The sequence below is a fragment of the Dyella solisilvae genome (genome assembly GCF_003351225.1).
In the GTDB taxonomy this organism is placed as follows: Bacteria; Pseudomonadota; Gammaproteobacteria; order Xanthomonadales; family Rhodanobacteraceae; genus Dyella; species Dyella solisilvae.
On sequence record NZ_QQSY01000006.1, the window covers coordinates 47807 to 71789 of the forward strand.

General features: G+C 67.3%; 22 protein-coding genes. 9 read left to right on the forward strand and 13 right to left on the reverse strand.

From position 1 onward, the window contains the following. Positions 1-121: 121 nt before the first annotated feature. Positions 122-2080, forward strand: coding sequence for a M61 family metallopeptidase (locus DVT68_RS17595; protein WP_114826515.1), 1959 nt, complete (start codon positions 122-124; stop codon positions 2078-2080). A 51-nt stretch (positions 2081-2131) separates the two neighbouring features. Here DVT68_RS17595 and DVT68_RS17600 read toward each other — a convergent pair whose 3' ends face one another. The 4 genes from DVT68_RS17600 to DVT68_RS17615 all read right to left on the reverse strand — a co-directional run bounded on the left by DVT68_RS17600 (position 2132) and on the right by DVT68_RS17615 (position 5713). Next, complete coding sequence (locus DVT68_RS17600; protein ID WP_233523545.1) at positions 2132-3523, reverse strand: sensor histidine kinase; 1392 nt, start codon at positions 3521-3523, stop codon at positions 2132-2134. Then, entirely contained in the window at positions 3520-4185 is a 666-nt protein-coding gene (locus DVT68_RS17605) for a response regulator (RefSeq protein ID WP_114826629.1), read from the reverse strand. The genes DVT68_RS17600 and DVT68_RS17605 overlap by 4 nt, the downstream gene beginning before the upstream one ends. A gap of 119 nt (positions 4186-4304) precedes the next feature. After that, positions 4305-5033, reverse strand: coding sequence for a phosphatase PAP2 family protein (locus tag DVT68_RS17610; RefSeq protein ID WP_114826517.1), 729 nt, complete (start codon positions 5031-5033; stop codon positions 4305-4307). Between the two features lie 287 nt (positions 5034-5320). Continuing rightward, positions 5321-5713, reverse strand: a complete 393-nt coding sequence (locus DVT68_RS17615; protein WP_158543539.1) for a cupin domain-containing protein — start codon at positions 5711-5713, stop codon at positions 5321-5323. A 142-nt stretch (positions 5714-5855) separates the two neighbouring features. Between DVT68_RS17615 and DVT68_RS17620 the strand changes: the two genes are divergently transcribed. Beyond that, the gene (locus DVT68_RS17620; RefSeq protein ID WP_114826519.1) at positions 5856-6935 is read left to right on the forward strand and encodes an oxidoreductase; all 1080 of its coding nucleotides are present in this window, start codon (positions 5856-5858) and stop codon (positions 6933-6935) included. On the opposite strand, the gene DVT68_RS17625 is transcribed toward DVT68_RS17620, so the two are convergent. Together DVT68_RS17625 and DVT68_RS17630 are read right to left on the reverse strand one after the other, a co-directional pair. Further along, positions 6929-7894: a transporter gene (locus DVT68_RS17625; protein ID WP_114826520.1), complete on the reverse strand. Its 966-nt coding sequence runs from the start codon at positions 7892-7894 to the stop codon at positions 6929-6931. The two genes, DVT68_RS17620 and DVT68_RS17625, sit on opposite strands and share 7 nt — an antisense overlap. Then, positions 7891-8208 (reverse strand): hypothetical protein, encoded by a 318-nt coding sequence (locus DVT68_RS17630; protein ID WP_147281766.1) that lies wholly within the window; start codon positions 8206-8208, stop codon positions 7891-7893. The genes DVT68_RS17625 and DVT68_RS17630 overlap by 4 nt, the downstream gene beginning before the upstream one ends. A gap of 167 nt (positions 8209-8375) precedes the next feature. On the opposite strand from DVT68_RS17630, the gene DVT68_RS17635 reads away from it, so the two are divergent. The 3 genes from DVT68_RS17635 to DVT68_RS17640 all read left to right on the forward strand — a co-directional run bounded on the left by DVT68_RS17635 (position 8376) and on the right by DVT68_RS17640 (position 9844). Further along, positions 8376-9212: a helix-turn-helix transcriptional regulator gene (locus tag DVT68_RS17635; protein WP_114826522.1), complete on the forward strand. Its 837-nt coding sequence runs from the start codon at positions 8376-8378 to the stop codon at positions 9210-9212. Positions 9213-9288: 76 nt separating this feature from the next. Beyond that, a complete protein-coding gene (locus DVT68_RS20580; RefSeq protein ID WP_199536129.1) occupies positions 9289-9432 on the forward strand; it encodes a hypothetical protein in 144 nt (47 codons plus the stop codon). 1 nt (position 9433) lies between these two features. Further along, positions 9434-9844: a hypothetical protein gene (locus DVT68_RS17640; protein ID WP_114826523.1), complete on the forward strand. Its 411-nt coding sequence runs from the start codon at positions 9434-9436 to the stop codon at positions 9842-9844. Here DVT68_RS17640 and DVT68_RS17645 read toward each other — a convergent pair. Next, positions 9822-10706: a patatin-like phospholipase family protein gene (locus DVT68_RS17645; RefSeq protein WP_199536131.1), complete on the reverse strand. Its 885-nt coding sequence runs from the start codon at positions 10704-10706 to the stop codon at positions 9822-9824. The two genes, DVT68_RS17640 and DVT68_RS17645, sit on opposite strands and share 23 nt — an antisense overlap. Before the next feature lie 361 nt (positions 10707-11067). Further along, on the reverse strand, positions 11068-12060 hold the full coding sequence (locus tag DVT68_RS17650) for an aldo/keto reductase (RefSeq protein WP_114826525.1): 993 nt from the start codon (positions 12058-12060) through the stop codon (positions 11068-11070). Positions 12061-12176: 116 nt separating this feature from the next. Here DVT68_RS17650 and DVT68_RS17655 point away from each other — a divergent pair, with 116 nt between their 5' ends. Continuing rightward, positions 12177-13076: a LysR family transcriptional regulator gene (locus DVT68_RS17655; RefSeq protein WP_114826526.1), complete on the forward strand. Its 900-nt coding sequence runs from the start codon at positions 12177-12179 to the stop codon at positions 13074-13076. Between the two features lie 360 nt (positions 13077-13436). Here DVT68_RS17655 and DVT68_RS17660 read toward each other — a convergent pair whose 3' ends face one another. Then, positions 13437-15479 (reverse strand): amidohydrolase family protein, encoded by a 2043-nt coding sequence (locus DVT68_RS17660; protein ID WP_158543540.1) that lies wholly within the window; start codon positions 15477-15479, stop codon positions 13437-13439. Positions 15480-15653: 174 nt separating this feature from the next. On the opposite strand from DVT68_RS17660, the gene DVT68_RS20345 reads away from it, so the two are divergent. Together DVT68_RS20345 and DVT68_RS17675 are read left to right on the forward strand one after the other, a co-directional pair. Beyond that, positions 15654-16781, forward strand: a complete 1128-nt coding sequence (locus DVT68_RS20345; RefSeq protein WP_158543541.1) for an FAD-dependent oxidoreductase — start codon at positions 15654-15656, stop codon at positions 16779-16781. Positions 16782-16936: 155 nt separating this feature from the next. After that, positions 16937-17305, forward strand: a complete 369-nt coding sequence (locus DVT68_RS17675) for a hypothetical protein (protein WP_114826528.1) — start codon at positions 16937-16939, stop codon at positions 17303-17305. Positions 17306-17350: 45 nt separating this feature from the next. Here DVT68_RS17675 and DVT68_RS17680 read toward each other — a convergent pair whose 3' ends face one another. Together DVT68_RS17680 and DVT68_RS17685 are read right to left on the reverse strand one after the other, a co-directional pair. Beyond that, on the reverse strand, positions 17351-18103 hold the full coding sequence (locus DVT68_RS17680) for a glutathione S-transferase family protein (RefSeq protein ID WP_114826529.1): 753 nt from the start codon (positions 18101-18103) through the stop codon (positions 17351-17353). 54 nt (positions 18104-18157) lie between these two features. Then, positions 18158-18580, reverse strand: a complete 423-nt coding sequence (locus DVT68_RS17685; RefSeq protein WP_114826530.1) for an acyl-CoA thioesterase — start codon at positions 18578-18580, stop codon at positions 18158-18160. 325 nt (positions 18581-18905) lie between these two features. On the opposite strand from DVT68_RS17685, the gene DVT68_RS17690 reads away from it, so the two are divergent. Continuing rightward, positions 18906-21239, forward strand: a complete 2334-nt coding sequence (locus DVT68_RS17690; protein WP_114826531.1) for a S9 family peptidase — start codon at positions 18906-18908, stop codon at positions 21237-21239. A 156-nt stretch (positions 21240-21395) separates the two neighbouring features. On the opposite strand, the gene DVT68_RS17695 is transcribed toward DVT68_RS17690, so the two are convergent. Both DVT68_RS17695 and DVT68_RS17700 read right to left on the reverse strand, forming a co-directional pair. Then, positions 21396-22610, reverse strand: a complete 1215-nt coding sequence (locus tag DVT68_RS17695) for an ABC transporter permease (RefSeq protein WP_114826532.1) — start codon at positions 22608-22610, stop codon at positions 21396-21398. A gap of 8 nt (positions 22611-22618) precedes the next feature. Next, the gene (locus tag DVT68_RS17700; protein WP_114826533.1) at positions 22619-23920 is read right to left on the reverse strand and encodes an ABC transporter permease; all 1302 of its coding nucleotides are present in this window, start codon (positions 23918-23920) and stop codon (positions 22619-22621) included. Positions 23921-23983: the final 63 nt, after the last annotated feature.

Below are 23983 nucleotides of genomic sequence, written 5' to 3' on the forward strand. Positions count from 1 at the left end.
CTGGATTCCCGCTTTCGCGGGAATGACGGCAAAAAGCGAACTTTCAAAGTTCTCTCTAGCCCCGCCTGCCATCCTTGGTGTTAAGTAGCGGGGTCATCCACACGCCAGTTGGGAGTCCCTCATGACCCTCGCCGCTCCTGCCCATACGCAGGCCGCTTCCCGTCGCATGTTCTCGCGCCTCGCCCTGGCCGTGGCGCTGGCGCTCGCCGCCGGTGGCGCCGCCGCGGAGGACGCCCGCACGTCCAGCGTGCCGCCGCCGCAGGACACGACGTACGCGGGCACGGTGAAGCTGCACGTGGACGCCAGCAATACGGCGCAGGGCATTTTTCTCGTGCGCGAAACGATCCCGGTGAAAGCTGGCGCGCTGACCCTGCTGTACCCGCAGTGGATACCCGGCGATCACTCGCCGACCGGCCCGATCGCCATGCTGGCCGGCCTGAAGATCACCGCGAACGGCAAGCCGGTGGCGTGGAAGCGCGACAAGTACGACGTGTACGCCTTCCATCTCGAGGTGCCCGCTGGCGTCTCCAGCATTGATGCGGAGTTCCAGTACCTCTCCGGCCGTACCGAGAGCCAGGGCTTCGAGGTCACCGACCGCATGATGGACATGGAGTGGAGCAAGGTCTCGCTGTACCCGGCGGGCTACTACTCGCGCGGCATCACCTTTGCGCCCAGCCTCACGGTGGCGCATGGCTGGCAGGTCGGCACGGCGCTGGAGACTGCCTCGCAGTCGGGCGACACGGTCACCTTCAAGCCGGTGACGTACAACAACCTGGTCGACTCGCCGGTCTACGCAGGGCGCTACTTCAAGCGCGTCGACCTCAACCCGGGCGGCGACACGGCGGTGCACCTGAACCTCGTGGCTGATGCGCCGAAGTACCTGGAGATGACGCCCGAGCAGCTGCAGGTGCACCGCAACCTGGTGACGCAGGCGGTGAAGCTGTTCGGCTCGCACCACTACGACCATTACGAATTCCTGTTCTCGCTGTCGGACCAGCTCGGCGGCAATGGCACCGAGCACCACCAGTCCAGCGAAAATGGCCTGGGCGCCGACTACTTCACCGCATGGAAGGAGGCCGCGCCTGACCGCGACCTGTTGGCGCACGAGTACACCCACTCGTGGAACGGCAAGTTCCGCCGGCCGGCCGATCTGTGGACGCCGAACTTCAACGTGCCGATGGCCAACTCGCTGTTGTGGGTGTACGAGGGACAGACCCAGTACTGGGGTTTCGTGCTGACCGCGCGCGCCGGCATGTGGTCCGCCGAGCAATTCCGCGACGCGCTGGCCATGGTCGCGGCCAACTATGAGCGCAACCGCCCGGGCTTCCAGTGGCGCTCGCTGGAAGACACCACCAACGATCCCATCTCCGCGCGCCGCTCCAGCCTGCCGTTCCGCAGCTGGCAGATGAGCGAGGAGTACTACAGCGGCGGCCAGATGATGTGGCTGGAAGTGGATGGCAAGCTCCGCGAGCTGACCCACGACAAGAAGTCGCTGGATGATTTCGCGCGCGCCTTCTTTGGCGTCGACAACGGCAGCTACGTGACCCGGACCTACACGTTCGACGACGTCGTGGCGGGCCTCGACGGCGTGGCCAAGTACGACTGGGCCAAGTTCCTGCGCGAACGCGTGGGCGAGCTTAATCCGCCGCTGCAGAACGGCCTGGCCGCCACCGGCTGGAAACTGGTCTACACCGATCAGGAAAGCGAGTTCGAGCGGCAGTACAACAGCCGCCCGCAATCGCCGCGCCACCTGTACAACTTCGCCTGGTCGATCGGCATCACCGTGGACGACAAGGGACAGATCAACGACGTGCGCTGGAACGGGCCGGCGTTCAAGGCTGGCGTGAGTACCGGCGCCGCCATCGTGGCGATCAATGGTCAGGATTACTCGAACGATGCGCTGAAGGACGCGATCACGGCGGCCAAGGGCGGCAAGGCGCCGATCCAGCTGCTGCTGAAGTACCAGGGCGTGCTGCACACCGTGCCGGTGGACTACCACGATGGCCTGAAGTACCCGCACCTGGAGCGCGTGGAAGGCACGCCGAACTATCTGGACGAGATCATCGCGCCGCGCAAGTAAGCGAAGAAGGGGGAGCGTCCGCATCGCGTGACGCTCCCGCCTTTGTCCTGGTCAGGGGCAGAGCAGTGGAATCGAGACCCGTACGCGCAGCCCTGAGCTGTGCGGCGAGTCGAGCAGCTCGATCGTCGCGCGGTGCAGGCGGGCGGCGCGGGCGACGATGGAAAGACCCAGCCCGTAGCCATCGCCGCTGCTGCCGGCCTCGCGGTGGAAGCGCGCGAACACGGCGTGGCGGCGGTCGTTCGGAATGCCGGGGCCGTTGTCGATCACTTCCAACGTGGCTTCCTGCCGGTGCTGCGCGATCTCCAGCCGGATGTTGCCGCCCGATGGCACGTAGCGCAGCGAGTTCTCGAGCAGGTTGCGCAGCAGCGCGGCGAGCGCCGCCTCGTGGCCCTGCACCAGCACCGGCGTGCGCTCCGGCGGGCGGCTCAGCTCGACGCCGCGCCCACGGATGACCGGAAGGAATTCCTCCACCACGGTGTCGGCCATGCCGACCAGGTCGACCGTGGCGGGCGAACCGGAGGCGGCGCCGACTTCCAGCTTGGCCAGCGTCAGCAATTGTTCGATGCGATGGGCGAGCGCCGCGGCGCTGTGGTGGGCGCCGCCGAGGCTGTCCTGGATCTCGTCGAGATCGGCCGTGCTCATGGCGCTTTCCAGGTTGAGCATGATCGACGCCAGCGGCGTGCGCAGTTCATGCGCGACATCGGCGCTGAAGCGCCGCTCGCGCTCCAGGGCATCTTCCTGGCGACCCAGCTGTTCGTTGAGCGCCGCCAGCACCGGGCGCAGCTCGCGCGGCGCATCGGGCAGGTGAATCTGTTCGCGGCTACCGGGTTCGCGCGAGGACAGCGCCGTGGCCAGCGCCTCCAGTGGACGCAGGCCGCGCACCACCGCCCAGCCCACCAGCAGGGCGAGCACTGGCAGGCCGAGCAGGAACGGAATGCCGTGGTCCAGCCACAAGGCATGCACGATCTCTTCGCGGCTGTCGTAGCGGTCGGCCACGCGGATCACGTAGCCGCTTTTCGGATCGACGTAATCGTAGGTGCGCCAGACGTGGTGCTGCTTCTTCAGGTCGTGGTAGTCCGAGCGGTCGCGCGGCGTCGCGGGCAGGGTCATCAGGTTGACCGTGCCGAGCACGAGCTTGCCGTCGTGGTCGAACACCTGGAAGCCCACCACCGATTCGTTGGTGGCGATCTCGCCGGCCTGTTGCAGTTCGGTGCGCTTGCGCACCGGCACCAGCATGCTTTCGCGACCGATGAAGGTCTCGATGCCGGCCTCGTGGATGATGGTCGCGATGGTGTGCGCCGACTCGGCCAGCCGCGCGTCGGACAGCTGGGCCATCTCATCGCTGGTGCGGCGGAAACTGAACAGCGCCAGCGGCAGCAGGCACGCCACCAGCATGGCGATGATCATCCAGCGCAGCCGCCCGCGCAGACTGTCGGGCTTCAACGTGGGTCCCGCGGAATCATGTAGCCGAACGCGCGCACGTTCTGGATGGTGTCGAAGCTCAGCTTGCGGCGCAGCGAATGCACCAGCACGTCGAGCGCGCCGTCGCTGACCACCTTGTCGCTGCCATACAGCGAGCTCTCCAGGGTTTCGCGCCGCACCACCCGCCCGGCGCGCTCCATCAGGGCCTGCAACAGGGTGAATTCACGCCGGGTGAGATCGACCTTCTGGTCGCGGAACGTCACTTCCAGCGTGCCTAGGTCCAGGCAGAGCACGCCGGCCTTGATGCGATTGCCAGCCAGGCCCTGGATGCGGCGGGTCAGCGAGCGGATGCGCGCGGCGAGCTCATCGAGGTGGAATGGCTTGGTGAGGTAATCGTCGGCGCCGGCGTCCAGGCCGTGCACGCGGGCCTGCACCGCATCGCGCGCGGTGAGGATCAGCACCGGCGTGCGGATGTCGCGCTGGCGCGCTTCGCGCAGCAGATCGAGGCCGTCGCGACCGGGCAGGCCGAGGTCGAGCAGGACCAGGTCGGCGTTGGGATCTTCCAGCGCGGTCATCGCGCTGAGGCCGTGGGTCAGCCAGGTGACCGTATAGGACAGCCGGTCGAGCGCGCGTTGGATCGCGGCTCCTAGCTGCAGGTCGTCTTCCACCAGGATGATGTGCACTTGTCCTCCGAATGTCGCCAGCAACGACGGGCGCACCTCGCGCCCGTCGCCCTGTTTCGCCAATTGTCTTGCCGTTTTGTGACGGCCTAAGGAAAAGTGCCCGTCCCTGGGCGGATCTCCTACCTTGCCTGCGGAGGGTTGGGACTCGCCGATGCAACCAGACCGGCGGCGCGCAATTCCTCACGCGCAGCCGCCAGGTCGTGCTGCATGGCCGGCGAGGCCAGCATGTCGGTGGCCAGCGTCTGGCCGAATTCGCGTCCCGCGTAGATGTCCTGCAGGGTGTGCACGCCCTTCACCACGCGACGCCAGCCGATGTCGCGGGCGTGCTGCATGAGGGCGTCGGCATCCTGCGGAAACAGTTGCGCGAGCAGGATGGCGTCCACCGTGGCCTTGCTGGAGTGGCCGCTGGGGTAGCCGTAGCTCTTCTTCGCCGCTTCGGCGGGGTTCTTCGCGCAGTCGGAGGCGGGCGGGCACGGACGCAGGCGCTTCCAGTGGTTCTTGGAAAGGTCGACAGCCTCCTTGGTCTCGCGCTCGGCCTCCTTGAACAGGGCGGCGACGTGCGGGAACTTGTCGGCGCGGAAGCCGGCGCCGATCACCGGCGCGAAATCGAAGGCGCCGAACTTCTCCTCAAGCTTGGCCTGGGCGAAATCGGCCTCGCTGCGCGCCGCAAAGGCACGGTCGGTGGCGGCGCGGTCAGCCTGGTCCTCGGCGCTGCCGGGCGCGCTGGGCGCGGGCAGAGCGGCCATGGCGCCGTCCAGCTGGGCCTGGGTGAGGTAGCCGCCGGCATCCTGGGCCACGGCGAGCGCGGGAGCGAGCAACAGCAGTGCGATGAATGGACGTTTCAGCATGGGCGTTCCTTACTCCTTACAGCTCCAACGACACCGAAGCGAACCCGTGGCGGCGCGGCGGCACGCAGTACGCGCCGACGTTGCCGCTCACCGGGTGGATCACCAGGGGCGGGAAGCAATGGACTTGGTGGCTTGTGGCGTTGGCTGGAATCAGCGCGCTAGCGTGATTTGACCGTTTGACAGTTCTGTTGCACGAGGGTGATGCGGGCGGACGGTTTGCTTAGCGTCGTCTTAGACGCCGCCCATCCGCCCTGCAGGAGCGAGGCCTGTTCGTTGCCGTAAATCGGCTATTTGACGGGCTCGGCCAGCGGCTTGCCCTTGTCCAGCACCCAGGTCGACACCGCCACGCCACCATCCGTGCCCGGCGCAGCCTCCATGCTGTGCACCGCGCCGCGCGGATTGAAGAAATGGTCGCCGGCCTTGAGCACCTGGTCGGGCTTGCCCCGCGTCTTGAGCACCAGGTTGCCCTTGAGCACGTAGCCCGACTCGTCGCCGGGGTGCACATGCCATCCCACCGACGTGCCCGCCGGGAACTCGGCGGTGCCCAAAATGATTTCAGTGCCAGGCGCGCCCGATTCGTCATGCTGGTCCAGGATGGTGCGCTTGGGCTGGGCGTCCTGGGCGCTGGCGCCGAGCGCAGCGGCCAACATCGTGGCGATCGCGATGGAACGTAACCGCATGGCCGTCTCCTCGGTGCGCGGACGAACGATGCGCATCCTGCGCGCCGCGCTGTTACGGCCGTGCGAAGCATCCCGGGCCGGCGTGGGGCGGAAGGCGATGGCTTACCATGCAGGTTCCCCGCCTCCGTGATGACTGCACCGGATGAACGATAGCCTCCCCCCGCTTCGCGTCGCCCTGATCGGCTACGGCTACGCCGGCAAGACCTTCCATGCGCCGCTGATCCAAAGCGTGAGCGGCCTCGAGCTGGCGGTGGTGGCCTCGCGCGATGCGGACAAGGTGCATGCGGATCTGCCGGGGATGGTCGTGACGGACGTCCAGGCGGCGATCACCGATCCGCAGATATCGCTGGTGGTGATCGCCTCGCCCAACGACACCCATGCGCCACTGGCGCACGCCGCGCTCGAGGCAGGCAAGCACGTCGTGGTGGACAAGCCGTTCGCGCTCGACGTCGGTCAGGCGCGCGAGTTGGTGGCGCTGGCGGAGCGGCGCCAGCGCGTGCTGTCAGTGTTTCAGAATCGCCGCTGGGACAGCGATTTTCTCGGCGTGCGGCAGGTACTCGCGCAGGGTTTGCTTGGCGAGGTGATGCATGTCGAGTCCCACATCGACCGCTTCCGTCCACAGGTGCGTGCGCGCTGGCGTGAACAGCACGGACCCGGCAGCGGCCTGTGGTATGACCTGGGGCCGCACCTGATCGACCAGGCCCTGCTGCTGTTCGGCGTGCCGGAACGTGTGTGGGCCAGCATGGCGGTGCAGCGCGACGGCGGCGAGGTGACTGATTGGGCGCACGTGGTGCTGGAGTACGGTCGTCGCCGCGTGGTCCTGCACGCCGGCATGCTGGTGGCCGGCGGCAGTGCGCGCTTCACCTTGCATGGCAGTCGCGGCAGCCTGGTCAAGCCGCGCGGCGACCGCCAGGAGGCGCAGTTGCTGGCCGGTATCCAGCCCGGCGCACCCGGCTGGGGCGAGGATGACAATGCCATGTGCTTCCACGACGGCGGCGCCGAACCATCGATGTTGCCGACACCGGCGGGCGACCAGCGTGAGTACTACCGGCAATTGCGCGACGCCGTGCTTGGCAGTGCGCCGAATCCGGTCACGCCGTTGCAGGCGGTGACGGTGATGGCGGTGCTGGAGGCGGCGATCGCGTCAGCGATGGGTGGCCACGCGGTGATTCCGGATGTATCGGTGCGCGAGCGACTGGCCTGGGATGTCGCCGCTCAGTGAACGTAATTCAGCGCAATGGCCGGCGTCACCGTGTGGGTGCTGTTGTGGCCGCCGGTGAACACGCGCACGCCCATGATCAGACCGAGGTTGCTGCGCCAGTTGTACTCGATGGCTGGCGCGAAACCGAAGCTGGCGCTTGAACCGGTGCGGAAGTTGAGCGGCGCATGGCCCGCGTCGGTGGTGATGGCGCCATCCACCTGCGCGCCGCGCGAGTAGTGATAGAGCAGGTCGAACGCGAGCACCCAGCGCAGCGTCATGCTGTATTCCCAGGCCGCGTTGGCCAGGAACGCGTTGCCCGCTACGCCGTGCCCATGAAAACCCGCCGGTGTGCCGTAGACACTGACACCGTTGACCGGCACTGCGCGAGAGAACGACTGCCCCACGTTGAAGCGCATGCGCAGGATGCGTCCGTTCGGCAGCCAGAAATACATCTGCGTGTTGAGCTGCACGGTGGTGGTGTAGGCGCCGCTGCCCTGCGCATCCACCAATGGCCGCGACAGGCGGTCGTACTGCCCGGTCGGCAGGGTTTCCTGCACCATCAGCGCCATGTCGGGTACCCAGCTCCCTTCGTGGAAGCGCGTGAGGCTGTATTGCGCGAGTACGCTGAAGTCGCCCTGCGCAATGCCGGCGCTGTTCTGGCCATTGCTGGCGCGGCTGTAGCCGAAGGTGGGCACCACACCGGCCATCAGGCGGTTGGTCACGGCGTATTCCATGTAGGTGAGCGATCCGAAGGTGTTCACCTGCGAGGAGCGCACGTCGTACAGATAGGGCTCGATCAGCACATGACCCTGGGGCAGCGCGCCGGCCGAGTTCGCCACCAGCGGACCGGTCCACCAGGCGTCGCCCAGCGACTGCCGCTCATCGTCAGCGAGTGCGCGGCCCGGCGCGGCGCCCATGAGCAGCAGCACAATCACCACCACGATGAGCAGCGTAATGGGAGGCGGGCGGCGCGGCTTCATCGGTGTTCCGCCACTCGTCGATGCAAAGTCACACTCAGCACCGCTGTGATCCACTGAAACAGCGATCGGCCGACCGGAGCTGTGGCGCCGCTGGTGGGTTCGGCGGTCACTTGCACGCCATTACGCGTGGTCAGCTCCACATGGCCCTGAGTGGCGTGACGATTGGGTCGCGCCAGCAGCAGTGCGACGGGGCCATCGCCCATGCGGATGTCGGGTATGCGGCGCGTAACGGCGCTGCAGCTTTCCGTGGCGGAGAGCGAGGCAACGCACTCATCACGGCCATTCGATGCACGGTTCATGGTCAATTCCTGCATGCAAGCCCAAGGCGATGGGCATAGGGGACCACTGGCGCGGTGCACATGCTGTCAGATTCTTTAGCCAACCATCCACGTCCACCGGCACAGGCCGGATCGGCAGGGGCTTGCTAAGCTCCGAGTGTCGCCATACGCCTCGCCAGAGGGCGTCCAAGGGTGCTCGTCCCATGTCGAGCTTCACCATCCGAACCTTGTTGTCGACCGAGTCGCTGATGCTCAGCGATGTGCGTTGCGCGGGCGCCTGCCGTCATCGCAGCGAGGAAGAATGCGCCAGCGCCACGCACCTGGTGTTCCCCTATCGCGGCGTGTATGTGCGGCATGTAGCCGGCGACCAGGCCGTAGCCGACGCCAACCACGTGCTGTTCTTCAATGCGGAGGAGGGTTATCAGGTCAGCCATCCGCTGGACGGTGGCGATGCGTGCCTGTCGCTCACGCTGCCTGAGGCGTTGCTGGAAGAACTGGCGCCGCGCGCGTTGCTGCGCCCCGGCGGAAGCCTGGCGTTCCGCTCGCAGTCCTTGCGCATCGATGCACGCGCGCAGGCGCTGGTCGCCTTGTTGCGGCATGGCCTGGAACACGGCGGCGCCGAACCGCTGGAAGCGGAGGCGCTGTTGCTCACCCTGGTCGGTCGAAGCCTGGGTCCGCGCACAGCGCGCGAGCCTGGCGCGACACACGCGCGGCGGCGCCTGGCCGACCGCGTGAAGGTGCTGCTGGCCAGCGACCTGTCGCGACGCTGGACGCTGGCGGAAATCGGCGAGGCGATCGGCAGCTCGCCGGTGTACCTGACCCAGGTGTTCCGGCAGGTCGAAGGCGTCCCGCTGTACCGTTACCAATTGCAGCTGCGGCTGGCGCGCGCGCTCAACCTGCTCGACCAGGTCGACGACCTGTCGGCGCTGGCGCTTGAGCTTGGCTTCTCCAGTCACAGCCATTTCACCAGCGCGTTCCGCCAGGCGTATGGCCGCTCGCCCACCGATTTCCGCCGCGTGACGGAACCCGCAAAGGCCTAAAGAATTCGACAGCGCGTCTCTGGCCCCCATGGTCTTCTGAACTTGCCCGAAGCGAGGCGAACCCAGGAGATCAGCCATGAACGAGAAGACCTGCGCCGTATGCGACTACCCGCTGGACGCCAACGCCATCCAGGTCACCATCGGCAACCGCGTGGTGGAAGTGTGTTGCGAGGAGTGCGCGGAAAAGCTGCGCGAAGCCAGCGCCAAGGGAAGTGCATGACATGCGCGCGGGCCTGCGCCTCGCCATGGCCGTGGCCATGCTCGGCGTGGGCCCGCTGGCATCCGGCGTCGACGACGCAGGGTCGGCGCCGGACGCGGTGGCCACCCGGGTGCAGCAGTTGCTGAGCGGACGGTATCGGGATGCGGACGGCCGCGACCAGGTCGGCCACGTGCTCGATGTCGAAAAGCGTCTTGGCGCCTACCGGGCTGCGCGAAACCGCGCGGAGTTCATCCTGCGCCTCAATGCCGACCTGAAAGTGGCGACGCACGATCCGCGCGTGCGTGTGTGCGACGGCATCGAGCCCCTGCCTGCGGGAGTCGATCCGAGTGACGTCGGCATGGGCTTGCAACTCATCGCGCCGACAGGCGGGCTCCAGCAGGGCGCCGCGGCTAGGCGCCCTTGTCCAGCGTGACCAGGTGGTGATCCATCGCCTGCGCCACGTCGAGCCTGCCCAGGTCGTAGGCTGCGTGGATGGTCGCTGCGGCGGTGCAATCCCAGGTGGACACCGGGACGCGCTGGCTCGGCTGCATGTAGTGGCGTTCGCGATGGCGGAACAGCACCGGCAGCCGCGGGTAGTGGCGAGTGAGCAGCACCAGCGTGCTCGCCCTGGCCTCTTCGTCCTGCGTCGGCACGGCCACGCTGTCGAGGTAACCCCCATCGATCGCCACGCCGCCGGCGACTTCCTGCGCCGGCATGAACGGCGGCGCCGCCGCCGCAGCAAGCAGCAGCTTGCGCGCTTCGGCGAGCGTGCTGCACTGCTTGAGGTCGAGGAATTCCTGGCGCAGGCCCAGCATGCGCGGCAGGCGCGGGTGCAGGCGATTCCATACGAACTTGTCGACGAGATAGGCCAGCGTGCCGGCCACCACCGAGCCACCCAGGCCGAGCGCACGGGCCGGTCGAGTCAGCGCGACCATCAGCCGTTGCGGCGCCTTCTGCACCGCTTCGTACGTGCCGTCATCGACGAACGAGGCCAGCCATGCCGGATAGATGCGCTCGTGCGAGAACTGCCAGCGGTGCGTCGCCACCGTGCGCGATTCGAGGAGGCGCGGGTTATCCGCGAAGATCCGCCGGCACCCTTCAAACGCGTGTTGCAGTCCTTCGCTGGTGAGGGCCGCCGCCGCAATCGCGGCGCCCGCGCTGGTGCCAACCAGGGTGGGAGGTAGTCGCCAGCCACGCTTCATCCAGTCGCCCACCACGGCCGCCTGCCACCAGCAGCGATTGCCGCCACCGGCGAACACCAGTGTCTGGATCTGGGGCAGCTGGAGTTGGGTCACCGCCTGGAATTGCATAGGGTCCTGTGCCGCATGGCCGAACCTGGCTGCATGGTGACACACGGGCCTGAACTCAAGTGTGCACCCCAAGAAAGAGGCCCCCTTTCGGGGGCCAATGGACCGGAACAAGGGGGGTATCCGGTCCGGGGGCGTCGATCGGTTGCTAGAACCGATCGACGGTTCCTAGGCTGCCGGACGTGCCTGGGCAGAGATGTAGGACAAGGACTATCGGTGCGGTAAGGCGATACCGTGCATCCTGTCAGTCTGCACAAGGTGTTCACGTCTCCGCCGGGGCTTCGGTGTGAGCGTCGAAGTGGCGTCGGCACCTCACGATGCACCGAAACGATCGCGGCCTGCCCCGGCGTTACAGGTTGACCATGTGCATGCCTGCCTCGGTATAGCGTCCGCCCGCGGCGACATCGGGCGGAAACACCGCGTCGATCGCCCTGCGTTCGTCTTCGCTGAGCGTCACCTTGAGCGCGCCGAGGTTGTCGTCGAGGCGGTCACGGCGCTTGGTGCCGGGGATCGCAAGCACATCCGAGCCCTGGGCCAGCACCCAGGCCAGCGCGAGCTGGGCCGGCGTGCAGCCCTTGTCGGCGGCGATCGCCTTCACCTTGTCCACCAGCTGCAGGTTGCGGGCGAAATTCTCGCCCTGGAAACGCGGGCTCTGCCGGCGATAGTCGTCGGCGTCGAAATCATCCGGGCTGGCGTAGGCGCCGGTGAGGAAACCGCGACCCAGCGGCGAGTACGCCACCAGGCTCGTGCCGACGCGGCGGCAGGCGTCGAGCATGCCGTTTTCCTCCGGGTCGCGCGTCCACAGCGAGAATTCCACCTGCAGCGCTGCGATGGGGTGCACCTTGCTGGCGCGTTCGAGCGTCGCGCCCGACGCCTCGGACAGGCCGAGGTAGCGCACCTTGCCGGCCTGCACGAGTTCGGCCATGGCGCCGACGGTTTCCTCGATCGGCACGGTGGGGTCCACGCGGTGCTGGTAGTACAGGTCGATGTGATCCAGCCCCAGGCGCTTGAGGCTGCCGTCGCAGGAGGCGCGCACGTACTCAGGACGGCCGTTCACGCCACGGAGCTGCGGCTGGGCGGGATCGCGCAGGATGCCGAATTTGGTCGCCACGAAAGCCTGCTCGCGTCGGTCGGCGATGGCCTTGCCCACCAGCGTCTCGTTGATGTGTGGGCCATACATGTCGGCGGTGTCGAGCAGGTTGAGGCCGCGTTCCAGCGCGTGATGGATGGTGGCGATCGATTCGGCATCGTCGTGCGAGCCGTAGAAATCGCTCATGCCCATGCAGCCCAGGCCGAGCGCCGAGACGGAGGGGCCATGTTTGCCAAGCTGTCGCATCTGCATCGGAAGGTCCTTGTCGGAGGGGGTAGGGGAGACCGACAGGCATTGTTGGCGAAGACGTGGAGCGAATAAATGCTCAATAATCGCCATGTCTGTTGCTGGAAACGTCAACAATCACCATGGACCGACTGCACGCCATGCGGGTGTTCACCCGGATCGTTGAACTGGGCAGCTTCACCCGGGCCGCCGACGACCTCAGTCTGCCCCGAGCCACGCTGACCCATACCATCAAGCGGCTGGAAGAGCACGTGGGCGCCCATCTGCTGCAGCGGACCACACGCCGCGTGCGGCCAACTCGCGACGGCGAGGTCTACTACAACCATTGCCTGCGGCTGCTGGCCGACCTTGACGCGGTGGAGGCCGATTTCCGCGAGGCCGCGGTGGTCCCCAAGGGACGCCTGCGCATCGACCTGGCTTCTTCGCTGGCGTGCCAGTTGCTGATCCCGGCGCTGCCGGAATTCTTTGCGCGCTATCCGCAGATCGAGCTGGACATCGGCACCAGCGACCGCTTCATCGATCTGGTGCAGGAGGGCGTGGACTGCGTGCTGCGCGCGGGCGAACTGCCGGACTCGGCGATGGTGGGTCGCCGCGTCGCGCGCATGTCACAGGCCACGGTGGCCAGTGTGGATTACGTGCGGCGGCACGGCATGCCGCAAACGCTCGCCGACCTGCAACATGGCCACCGCACGGTGAACTGGGCCTCGCCCACCACGCGCCGAACCTCGCCGCTGGACTTCATGGTGGGGCGTCGGTTGCGCGAAGTGCCACTGCCCTCGAGCGTGACGGTAAGCGGCACCGAGGCCTACCTCGGTTGCTGCGAGGCTGGCCTCGGCATCGCGCAGTTCCCTCGCTATCGCATCGCGGACGCGCTGGCGCAGGGGCGACTGGTGGAATTGCTGCCGTCCATGCCGCCTCCGGCCTTGCCGGTCACCGTGCTGTACCAGTCGCAAAAGCATCTGCCGTTGCGACTGCGGGTGTTCATCGACTGGGTGGCCGAGCTGTTGCGGGATTTGCCTTAGCGGTTGGCGTTTTGGTGCAAGGACTCGAAGAACTCCATCCCGCCTCGCGCTACTAGCTCCGGCTCGTCATCCCCGCTTTCGCAGGAATGACGAGTAGGAAGGTCACCGGCGGCCCCGCAACTTACCTCACCGTCATCCCCGCGAAAGCGGGGATCCAGTGACTTTGAGGCTTCGACGGGCGAAAGGCGCTGGATGACCGGCCCGTCGGCCGTTGTAAAGCTCCTCCTGCTTTCGCAGGAATGACGGATCAAGGGAAGCTCTATGGACGAGCGCACCCTATACGCGATTTGCCGTTGCGTCGTCTCCGCCAGTTCGGCATTTCGCGCACAGGTCGCGCTCTTGCAAAAGCGGGCTTCACGTTTACTCGGCCCAGGCCGGCCGCTTGCTGATGCCGCCTTCCGCACGCAGCGCGTTGGCGTCCATCAGCTTGCCGTCCATCATCACCACGTCGGTATGGCGCAGGTCGCCGATCTTCACCGCGGGGTTGCCGTCGACCAGCACCAGGTCGGCCGCCTTGCCCACCTTGATGCTGCCGGTGCGCTGGTCCGCGCCCACCAGGTGCGCCGTGGCGATGGTGGCGCTGGCGAGCGCTTCGGAATTGCTGAAGCCGGCCTGCACGTAGAGCTCCAGCTCACGCACCAGCTCCAGTCCGCTGCCGTCCGTGCCGGCCACGATCGGCACGCCTGCCTTGTGCATGGCGCCTACCAGCGCCTGCAGCTTGGCGAAGCTGGCGCGATAGTCGGCGCGCGTGAGGTCCTTCGGCACGGCGAAACCGCCCATGCGAAAGCCGCGTTCCACCGCTGGCGGCAAGCTGCCCATGAAGGGCGCATAGGCCGGCGACAGATCGCCGTTCTCTGGCACATACAGGGTTTCGGCCACCACCAGAGTGGGGTCCGAGGTGATGTGGCGCTTCGCCATGGTGGCGATCAGCGACTTCATCGGATCCTTGTCGAGGTCCACGTCCTTGGCATAGCGGCCGGGGCCCTCGAAGCGGCCCATGCCGTTGGAAGACTTCACCACGGCGTCGGGCATCGCCTCCATCATCACGAAGTAGATGTGCGTGATCTCGTCATAACCGTCGGCGATCGCCTGATCGGTGCGCATGCCGGCAGGCAGGTGGCCGTGCACATGCAGGCCGAGCTTGTGCGCTTCGGCCGCGGTCGCCTTGACCCAGTCGGGGTTGAAGCTGCCGTAGATCTTGATCGCATCGAAGCCGTCGGCCTTGGCCTTGTCCACCAGCGCGATCGCCTCTGCCTGGGAGGTCGCCACACTGGCCGCCTGCGCGGTATTCGGGCCCTTGCCGTCGATCAGCATCGAGGGATAGACGCGGGGCCCAAGCAACTCGCCCTTGGCGCGGCGCGCGGCGCGCGACATTGTCTGTTCGTTGATGTTGCCCGGGTCGCGCACTGAGGTGATGCCCAGTGACAGCAGCATCGGACCGGCGGCGTCATCGGGCACGTGCTGGTGCGAATCCCACAGGCCCGGCACCAGCGTCTTGCCCTGGCCGTCGATGTGCTGCGCGTTGGCCGGCAGCTTGACCGCCGCCGCCGGGCCGACCTGGGTGATCACGCCATGGTCGACCACCACGGTCTGGTCGTCGACGAAACGCGAGCCATCGACGAAGGCGCGCACATGGGTGAAGGCCACGGGGCCCGCCGGCGTCTTGAGCAGCTTGGGCACGATGGCCTTCGCATGCTGGGCCAGTGCATCAGACTGGGCCTTTTCCAGCATCGGCTCGGCGGACTCATAACCCTGCGGCAGCCACGACATCTCGCTGACGAAGGCGAAGAAGTGCCCCGCGCTGTCCGCCCACACCGGCACCGGCGTATTGCTCAGGCCGGTGATGGCATACGCGGTGACTTGCTTCTTCGCCGCGCCCTCGCCCACGGTGGCGGTGGCGAGTGGTTCGGCGCGAGCCTGTCCGCCCGGCAGCAAGGCGAGCGTGTGTCCCGGCGCGGCCAGCAGCCGCTCGAGCAGGTCGGCGTTGAGCGCCATCGGGCCACCGAAGGCCACGTACTCGGCCCCGGTCACATAAGGCGCCGAACCGGCGTCGACCGGGCTTTTCCAGCTGGCCTTGCCATCCTTCACCGAGAAGCTTTCCGCCGCATCACCGTTGGGCGTGTGGCCGCGCACCACGATGGTCTGGAAACTGCCGTCGGGATTGAACGTGGAGCGGCTGTCGACCTCAGTGACCATGCCGCGCAACAGCAGGCTGTCGCGCCCCAGGTGCGCGCCGTCGGCATCGGTCCAGCGGGACGACGTGCCGTGCTTGCCGGCACTGGAGAGTATGGTGAAGCGTTGCGCGTTCGCTGGCGGCGTGGCCAGCGACGGGGCAGCGGCGGGGGTATCGGCGAGGCAGGGCAGGGACAGGCACAGCGCGAACACGACAAGCGGGGCACGCATGGTTGAGCCTCCGTAGGGTCCGGGCAGCAGTATCACCGGGACGCCCCGTCGGTAGTAGTGCATGGATGGGGTGACGAACGGGCCAGGCATGCTGGCGCCATGCATGGCGTTGACGCGGGCGCAACGCCCCGACACGGCAGACTCTGCCTCCATCCTTGGCCAGGACGCGCCGGCATGGCATCCACACAGCCTTCGGTATTGATCGTCGGCGCCGGGCCGACGGGACTCGCGGCGGCGCTGTTCCTGACGCTTCGTGGCGTGGCGGTGCGCATCATCGACCAGGCCGCCCAACCGACTTCTCATTCAAAGGCGCTGGCGGTCAATGGCCGCACCATCGAGGTGCTGCGCGATACCGGCGTGGGCGAGCGCATCCTTGCCGAAGGCTGGGCGGTGCAGGGGGCGAGCCTGCACGAGCATGACCGCGTGGTGCTGGCGCTGGACCTGCCCACCGTGATGGGCGCGCAGCATCCGATGACGGTGCTGCCGCAGGCGCGCACCGAGGCCTTGCTGGCCGAGGCGCTGCTGGCGCGCGGTGTCACGGTCGAACGCGGTGTGAGCCTGAAGACACTGACCCAGGATGCGGCGCGCGTGAGCGCCATCCTGCAGCATCCAGGCAGCCGGCAGGAACAGGTATCGGTCCCCTTGTTGTTTGGCGCCGACGGCGCGCGCAGCACCACGCGCGAGGCGCTGCGGCTGGCCTTCGTCGGCAGCTCCCTGCCCGAGGCCTGGTGCCTGTGGGACCTGCAGATGCAGACTCCGCTCGATCCGCTTCGCGCACACGTCCTGTTCGAGCCCGACGGTTTCCTGTTCGCGTTGCGTCTGGCCGGCGACCAGTGGCGCGTGATCGGCAACGGCGCCGAGCCGCTGGCGGCCCTGCGCCGCACCAGCAAGGTGGGCAACGTCAGCTGGCAGTCGCAGTTCCATATCGGGCATCGGGTCGCCGCCAAGGCGGGTGTGGAACGGGTGGCGCTGGGCGGCGATGCGGCGCACATCCACTCGCCCATCGGCGCGCGCGGCATGAACCTGGGCATCGAGGATGCCTATGTGTATGCCGAGTGCGCCGCCGATGCGCTGGCCGGCAAGCCCGAGCGCCTGCGCGACTACGCCGTGCTGCGCCACGCCGTGCACAAGGACGTGGTCCGCCGCATCGGCCTGATCACCCGCCTGGTGCACGGTCGCCCACCCTGGCTGCGCTGGGTGCGCGATGAAATGGTGCCGGTCGCAGGTCACCTGGCGTTCGCGCAGGCGCTGATGCTGCGCACCGTCGGCGGCATCGATCATCCCCTGGAAACGCATCGCTGAGGCCGTTCGGCCGTAGGCCTCAAGTCAGCAAGCGCTCGGCCGATAGCGGGATAACGCGCGCAGTCCGTCCGTGATCGGGCTGTGTCGACGCGACGTGCGCGCGGATCAGCGCCGCCGGCGCCGCAGACCTTGTCCGATGGGAATCCATTACCTGCATGACCGCTCGCACGCCATCTTCCAAAGGCAATCCGGTGGACTGGAGCGATCCACGCCTGCAGGCCTTGTTGCGCAAATCCGAGCATTGGAAGCTGGACAACCGCGGCGCCTATGCACTCAAGGACGTGCAGGTTCACCTCGGCTGGGGCGCCTCAAGCGGTCGCCCGGCCACGCTGGTATGGGAGCGCGACCAGGTGATGATGCTCGAGACGCGCTTTGCGATCCCGCTCGGCGAACAAGTGCGTGTGGATGAGCCGCGCGGCGAGGCCATGCGCAGCGTATGGGGCATCGTCGCCGAGGGCCGGGAGGGCTTCCGCGCCGAGGATCGCGAGAACGGCGTGCATCTGCACTGGTTGCATCTGCGCTGACTGTTGCACGAGGGCGCCGCGTGCGCGACCGCGTCAGAACCGGCCTCACTCCATCCGTGCAAATCCCTTGCGCGGCGGCTGGCCACCGAGCGACCAGCTCGTCAGTGGCGCGCCGTGGGCCTGCAGCACTTCGCGCTGTTCGGCCAGCGGTACGCGCAACATGACGTCCTCCAGCCGGGCCAGCGCCTGGAACGCCGGCAGCGACTGCACCCGCTCGACCAGGTTCGCCATGCGCGGCCAACGCGCCGCATCGATGGCGTAGCGCACGAACGAGGCCGTGCGGAAGTAGCAGGCGATGCTGATGTCGGCGATCGACAGCGCGCCGAACGCAAAGCCATCATCCGGCAGCTGGCGCTCCAGATAATCGAGGGCGGCGGGAATCTCGACGGCCAGAGCGTGGTTCATCATCGCTTCGTCCGTTTCTTCGCCGAAGAAGCGGCGACGCAGGACCTTCTGGTAGAACAGCTTCCACACCAGCACGCTGGCCAGGTGCGTGTCGCAGTACTCCTCCAGCCAGCGCGCCTTCGCGCGCTGCGCCGCGTCGGTGGGATACAGCGACGGGGCCGGAAAGCAGTCCTCCAGGTACTGGCAGATCACCGAGGAATCATTGAGCACCAACTCCCCGTCGATCAGCACCGGGATGCGCCGCAACGGGCTCAGCTCGCCGAAGCGCTCATTGCCGACGAACGGCGCGATCGGGTCGATCTGGTAGGCCTGGCCCTTGAGTTCCAGGCACACCAGCACCTTGCGGACGTACGGTGAGATGTAGTTGCCGATGACGGTGAAACGCGGTGACATCACAAGCCTCCTGGCGGTCGTCGCACAGAGAGTGGTTTCGGCGCCCCGCGCGCGTCAAGTTGCACTGTCGGGGGCGGCCGGCAGTGGCGGCACGGTCGCCGGCGCGCCGTTGGAGTCGAGCGCCACCATGACGAAGCGGCCGGTGGTGCAGACGCGACGATCGCCGGTGAGCGGGTCTTCGGCGGTCAGCTCCACTTCCACTGTCATCGAGCTATGGCCCACGTGCACGATGCGCGCCACCAGTTCCGCCAGCTGACCCTTGCGCACCGGTACGCGGAAGTTGACCTCTTCCGAGCGTGCGGTCACCACGGTGCGGCGTGCATGGCGCGAGGCCACGATGAAGGCGGCCTTGTCCATCCATGCCAGCGCCTGGCCGCCGAACAGTGTGCCGAGATGGTTGGTGTGATCGGGAAACACCATCTCCAACAGGCGTGCTTCGGGCAGGTGGGTGGTGGTGTCGCTGATGGACTGATTCATGAAGTAATTGTGTGCGAGGAAGTGGGGATGGGGAGCGGGGCGCAAGCGAGGGTGACCTGCATGCGCTAAAGGGTGTTCCTTGGGGGCGGCTATTGTCGCCGAAGTCAGCGGCGTCCTGGCCATGAATGAGGCGCAAGCCGTGCATCGCTTGCGAAGGGGCTGGCTCGGACCGGCGCAGGCGTGGGCGCGCTCAAATCTGCTTTGGGATATCCGCGCCATGGGACCAATGGCAGGGGTACGCCCGGGACGCCATGGGTAGGATGAAAGGTTGAATGCGACGCCCAATGCCGGCGTTCGCCATGTGGGCGTTGACTGGGGAGAACGCATGAAGGTGAAGAAGCACGCGCCGCGCCTGGCGGGCGCGCTGGTGATGGGCGCCTTGTCGGCCACCGTGGCCGCGCAAGGTCGTACGCTGACCGACCAGGATTACGCCAAGGCCGAGCGCTACGTCGGCTACAACGCCGCCCCGCTGGTCGACCACGCGGTGCAGAGCGTGACCTGGCTGGACGACGGCCACTTCTGGTACCGCGACCACGATGCCAGCGGCGACCATTACCTTCGTTACGACGTCGCCACCGGCAAGGCCACGCCGGCGTTTGACCACGCCAGCCTGGCCGCCGCGCTTGCCAAGGTGCTCGGCAAGCCGGTGACGGCCAGCAAGCTCGGGATCGCCAGCTTCAGCGTGGGCGACGACGGGCGCCTGGACCTCAATCTCAAGGGCAAGCACTACCTGTGCGACGCCAAGGGCGGCGCCTGTACCGCCGGCAAGGATGACAACGCCGAGGGCGTGGGCCACGAGCCCGGCGTGTTGTCGCCGGACAAGCGCAGCGAAGCCTTCGTGCGCGACTGGAACCTGTGGGTGCGCGACGTCGCCACCGGCAAGGAAGCCCAGCTCACGCTCGACGGCGTGGAGAATTACGGCTACGCCACCGACAACGCCGGCTGGAAGCATTCCAACCACGCCATCCTGGTGTGGTCGCCCGATTCGAAGCAGATCGCCACGTTCCAGCAGGACCAGCGCAAGACCGGCGACATGGTGATCGTGGGCACCAACGTGGGCCACCCGAAGGTGGAGACGTGGAAGTACCCGCTGGCGGGCGACAAGGACGTGACGATGATCGAACGCGTCATCGTCGACGTGGCAGGACACAAGGTGTTGCGCCTGAAGATGGCGCCCGACCAGCACCGCTCCACGCTGTGCGACGACGTCAGCTGTGGTCGCGATGGCGGTTGGGACGACGTGCAGTGGGCGCCGGACGCCAGCTCGCTGGCCTTCGTGTCGTCCTCGCGTGACCACAAGCAGGCCTGGTTCCGCGTCGCCGATGTGCACAGCGGCGAGGTGCGCACGGTGTTCGACGAGAGCGTGCCGACCTACTACGAGAGCGGCAACGGCAAGGTCAACTGGCAGTACCTGCCCGAGAGCCACGAAGTAGTGTGGTTCAGCGAGCGCAACAACTGGGGCAACCTGTACCTGTACGACCTCGACAGCGGCAAGCTCAAGCACGCCATCACCACCGGCGAGGGCAACGTCACCGAGGTGCTCAAGCTCGATGCGAAGACGCGCACGCTGTGGTTCCGTGGCGTGGGTCGCGAGCAGGGCGTCAATCCGTATTACCAGCAGTTCTACAAGGTGAGCCTGGACGGCGGCGCGCCGACCCTGCTCGCGCCGGAACCGGCCGACCACACCATCAGCCTGTCCCCGGATGGACGTCTGTTTGCCGACGCCTGGTCCACGCCGACCACGCCGTCGGTGACGGTGCTGCGCAGCGCGGACGACGGCCACGTGGTGGGCTCCATCGCCAAGGCCGACATCTCGCGCCTGCTCGCCACCGGCTGGAAGGCGCCCGAGCCGTTCACCGTGAAAGGCCGCGACGGCAAGACCGACCTGTACGGCCTGATGTTCAAGCCGACCAACTTCGATCCCTCGAAGAAGTACCCGGTCATCGACTACATCTACCCCGGACCGCAGACCGGCTCGGTGGGTTCGCGCAGCTTCAGCGCCGCGCGCGTCGACCACCAGGCGCTGGCCGAACTCGGTTTCATCGTGGTGGCGATCGACGGCATGGGCACGCCGTGGCGCTCCAAGGCGTTCCATGACGCGTACTACGGCAACATCGGCGACAACACCCTGCCGGATCAGGTGGCAGGACTGAAAGAACTCGGCAAGCGCTATCCGTGGATCGACATGGACCGCGTAGGCGTCTGGGGCCATTCCGGCGGCGGCAACGCCACGGCCACGGCGATGTTCCGTCATGCGGACCTGTTCAAGGTCGGCATTGCCGAGAGCGGCAACCACGACAACCGCAACTACGAGGACGACTGGGCCGAGAAGTGGCAGGGCCTGGAGGTCACCGACAAGGATGGCAAGAGCAACTACGACGACCAGGCCAACCAGAACCACGCGGCCGGCCTGAAGGGCCATCTGCTGCTGGCCCACGGCACCATGGACGACAACGTGCCGCCGTACGAGACGCTGCTGGTGGTCGACGCGCTGATCAAGGCCAACAAGGACTTCGACCTGCTGCTGATTCCGAACGCCCATCATGGCTACGCTTCGGCGAGCAATTACATGATGCGCAAGCGCTGGGACTACTTCGTGCGCAACCTCGCCGGCGATACGCCGCCGAAGGAGTACACGATGAAGCCGCCGAAGGATTGATCACCGCACTTCTTCCTCTCCCCGCCGGGGAGAGGATCGAGGTGAGGGGCGGGTGCTTGCGACGGAGCCATTTAGAGCGAGCTTCAGGTGTGCCCGTCGCAAGATTGCCCCCTCACCCCCAACCCTCTCCCCGCAGGGGAGAGGGAGCTGATGCGATCACCCCGCCCGCGTCGCCACTACCGGCGGAACCGCCGCCGCGCGCCTTGCAGGCCCCAGCACCGCCAGCTGCCCCAGCAGCCACAACGCCAACGCCCCAATCGGCAGGTAGAACACCGGCAGCCGTTGCAACGCGTAGTGCTGCATCAGCAGCAGGTTGAGCGCATAGGCCAGCACCACGCCAAGCACAACGCCGCCGCTGACGATCAGGAAATTCTCGGTCTGCACGTAGCGCAGGATGTCCCGCCGCGTCGCGCCCACCGCGCGACGGATACCGATCGAGCGCCGTCGCTGCTGCACCCAGAAACTTGCCAGCCCGGCGATGCCCGCCGCGGTGACCAGCAGCAGCCCGATCGCCGCGGCGAGCAGCAGGCCGATCATGGTGCGGTCGCGATGGAAATAATCCTCGCGCAGCTGGGCGAAGCTCTGCGCGTTGCGCAGCACGCGATTGCCGTCCAGTTGCGCCAGTCGCGCCTGTGCCTGCTGCAACACCCGCGCGCGATCCTCCGGCGCGGTGCGCAACAGGTAGGTGACGCTGCTGCCGTCGGGCAACAGGGGGAACAGTGTGGCGTATTCGTTGCCGGATGATTCGTCCAGCGACGGGCGCAGCAGGTGGTCCACCACGCCGACGATGCGCACCGGGCCGTCGCCGGGATAGATCAGCTTGCCCAGCGGATCCTGGCCGGGAAACAGCTGCCGGGCGAGCGCCCGCGTGATGATGGTGGCGGGCACATGGTTGATGCCGGCCCAGTCGTGCGCACTGTCGATGGGCAGGTATTCCTCCGGCAGGAAGTCGCGGCCCGCCACCAGGCGCAGGCCCAACGTGGCCAGTTCGCCGGGCGTGCCGTTGTAGGCGGTGGCGGTGACCTGCGCGTCGCCGTTGGGCACGAGGGCGATGCCGTTGCTCCAGTTGGTGTGGTTGAAGGGCAGGGCATCCACCGCGCCGGCGGAGCGCACGCCGGGCAGCGCGCGCAGGGCGGCGAGGTCTGCGCGGTGGCGCACCAGCGGGTCCTCCGTCGTGTCCACGCTGATGCTCTCCAGCAGCACCAGCTCATCCTCCGCCACGCCGCTGGTCAGGCCTAGCTGCATGACGCGATGGCCGATGATGGCGGCGACGTTGCAGACGATCGCGCAGGTCAACGCCACCTGCATCACCATCAGCAGCACGGTGAGCTTGTGGCGGCCGAGGCTGGCCAGCAGGGGTGAATGCGGCATGGCGCTTCTCACTGGGTCTTCAGTTGCAGGGCAGGGGCGATGCGGCAGGCGCGCCAGGCCGGCAGCAGTCCGGCCATCGCGCCGGCGGCCACGGCCAGCGTGCAGGTGGCGAGCAGCATCCCCAGGTCCATGTGCGCGAGCTGCGCGTATCCATCGGGACGCTGGCGCACGCTCCACAGGCCGAGCAGGGCCACCAGCACACCGAGCAGGCCACCGGCCAGGCCGATCAGCGACGCTTCCACGCCCAACTGCACGAAGATGTCGCGCCGTCGCGCTCCCAGCGCACGGCGCACGCTGATCTCGCCGCCGCGGCGAAGGAACGTGGCCAGCAGCAGGCCCACGACGTTGAGCATGCACACGACGAGAAAGCCGATCGACAAGGTCAGCTGCAGGCGCAGGTCGTCAGGAATCACATGCTCGCGAGCGAGCCAGTCCATCAGGCCGACCAGCTGCGCGTCGACCGGACGCGGCAGGCGTCCATGCGCCTGCTGCTCGCGCCAGTAGCCGGCCAGGAAGCGGCGATAGGCATCGACCCTGGCCGCGTCGTCCAGCTCCACCCAGAACTGCAGCCAGCTGCACTGGTCGCTGCCGCGCGAGTCGCCGCTGTTGCCCCAGCAGGACAGGCGGCCGTTGAAGTCCAGCTTCAGCTCGAGCGCGGTTTCCAGCGGTATGAAGAACTGGTCGCTGCGGCCGAAGGCGCGGCTGTCGATCTGCGCATAGAACTGGGGTTGCGGTTGCCAGTCGTCGAGTACGCCGACCACGCGAAAGTCGCTGTCCTTGATGCGCACCGTGCGACCGATCGCGGAGCCCTCGCCAAACAGCTTGCGGCTGAGCGTGCGGTTGAGGACGAGCACGCGCGCATGCTGTGCATCGTCCTGCGCGGTCCAGCCGCCACCGTGGAGAAACGGAGCGCCGAACATCGCGAAGAAGTCGGCGCTGACATAGCGGCCGGTTTCGTAGGATGGCAGGCCGCCGCCCTGCATCGGCCGTATCGGCACGGCGCCGCCGGCCATCGCCGCTTGCCGATCCGCGCGAGCCGCCCGCAGCAGGTTCATCGCATCCGGCCAGGTGAAGCTGCCGTCCGATTCGGGCGTGCTGTCGTGTCCGCGTTGCAGCGGCCGCGGATCGATCACGGGTACGAACAATCGTGCACTGCGGCCCGGCAGCGGATCGCCGGACAACACGTGGAACACGGTGATCATGGTCATGCTGGCGCCGATGCCCAGGCCGATCACCAGCACCATCAGCGTAGCCAGCGCCGGGCTGCGGCGCAGGTTGTGCAGGGCGATGGCGGCGTAGTAACCGAGCATGCGGAGCTCCCGTGGCGGTGCGTGGTGTTTCGCCGGCGCGCACGAACCCCTGGCCCTGGCGCA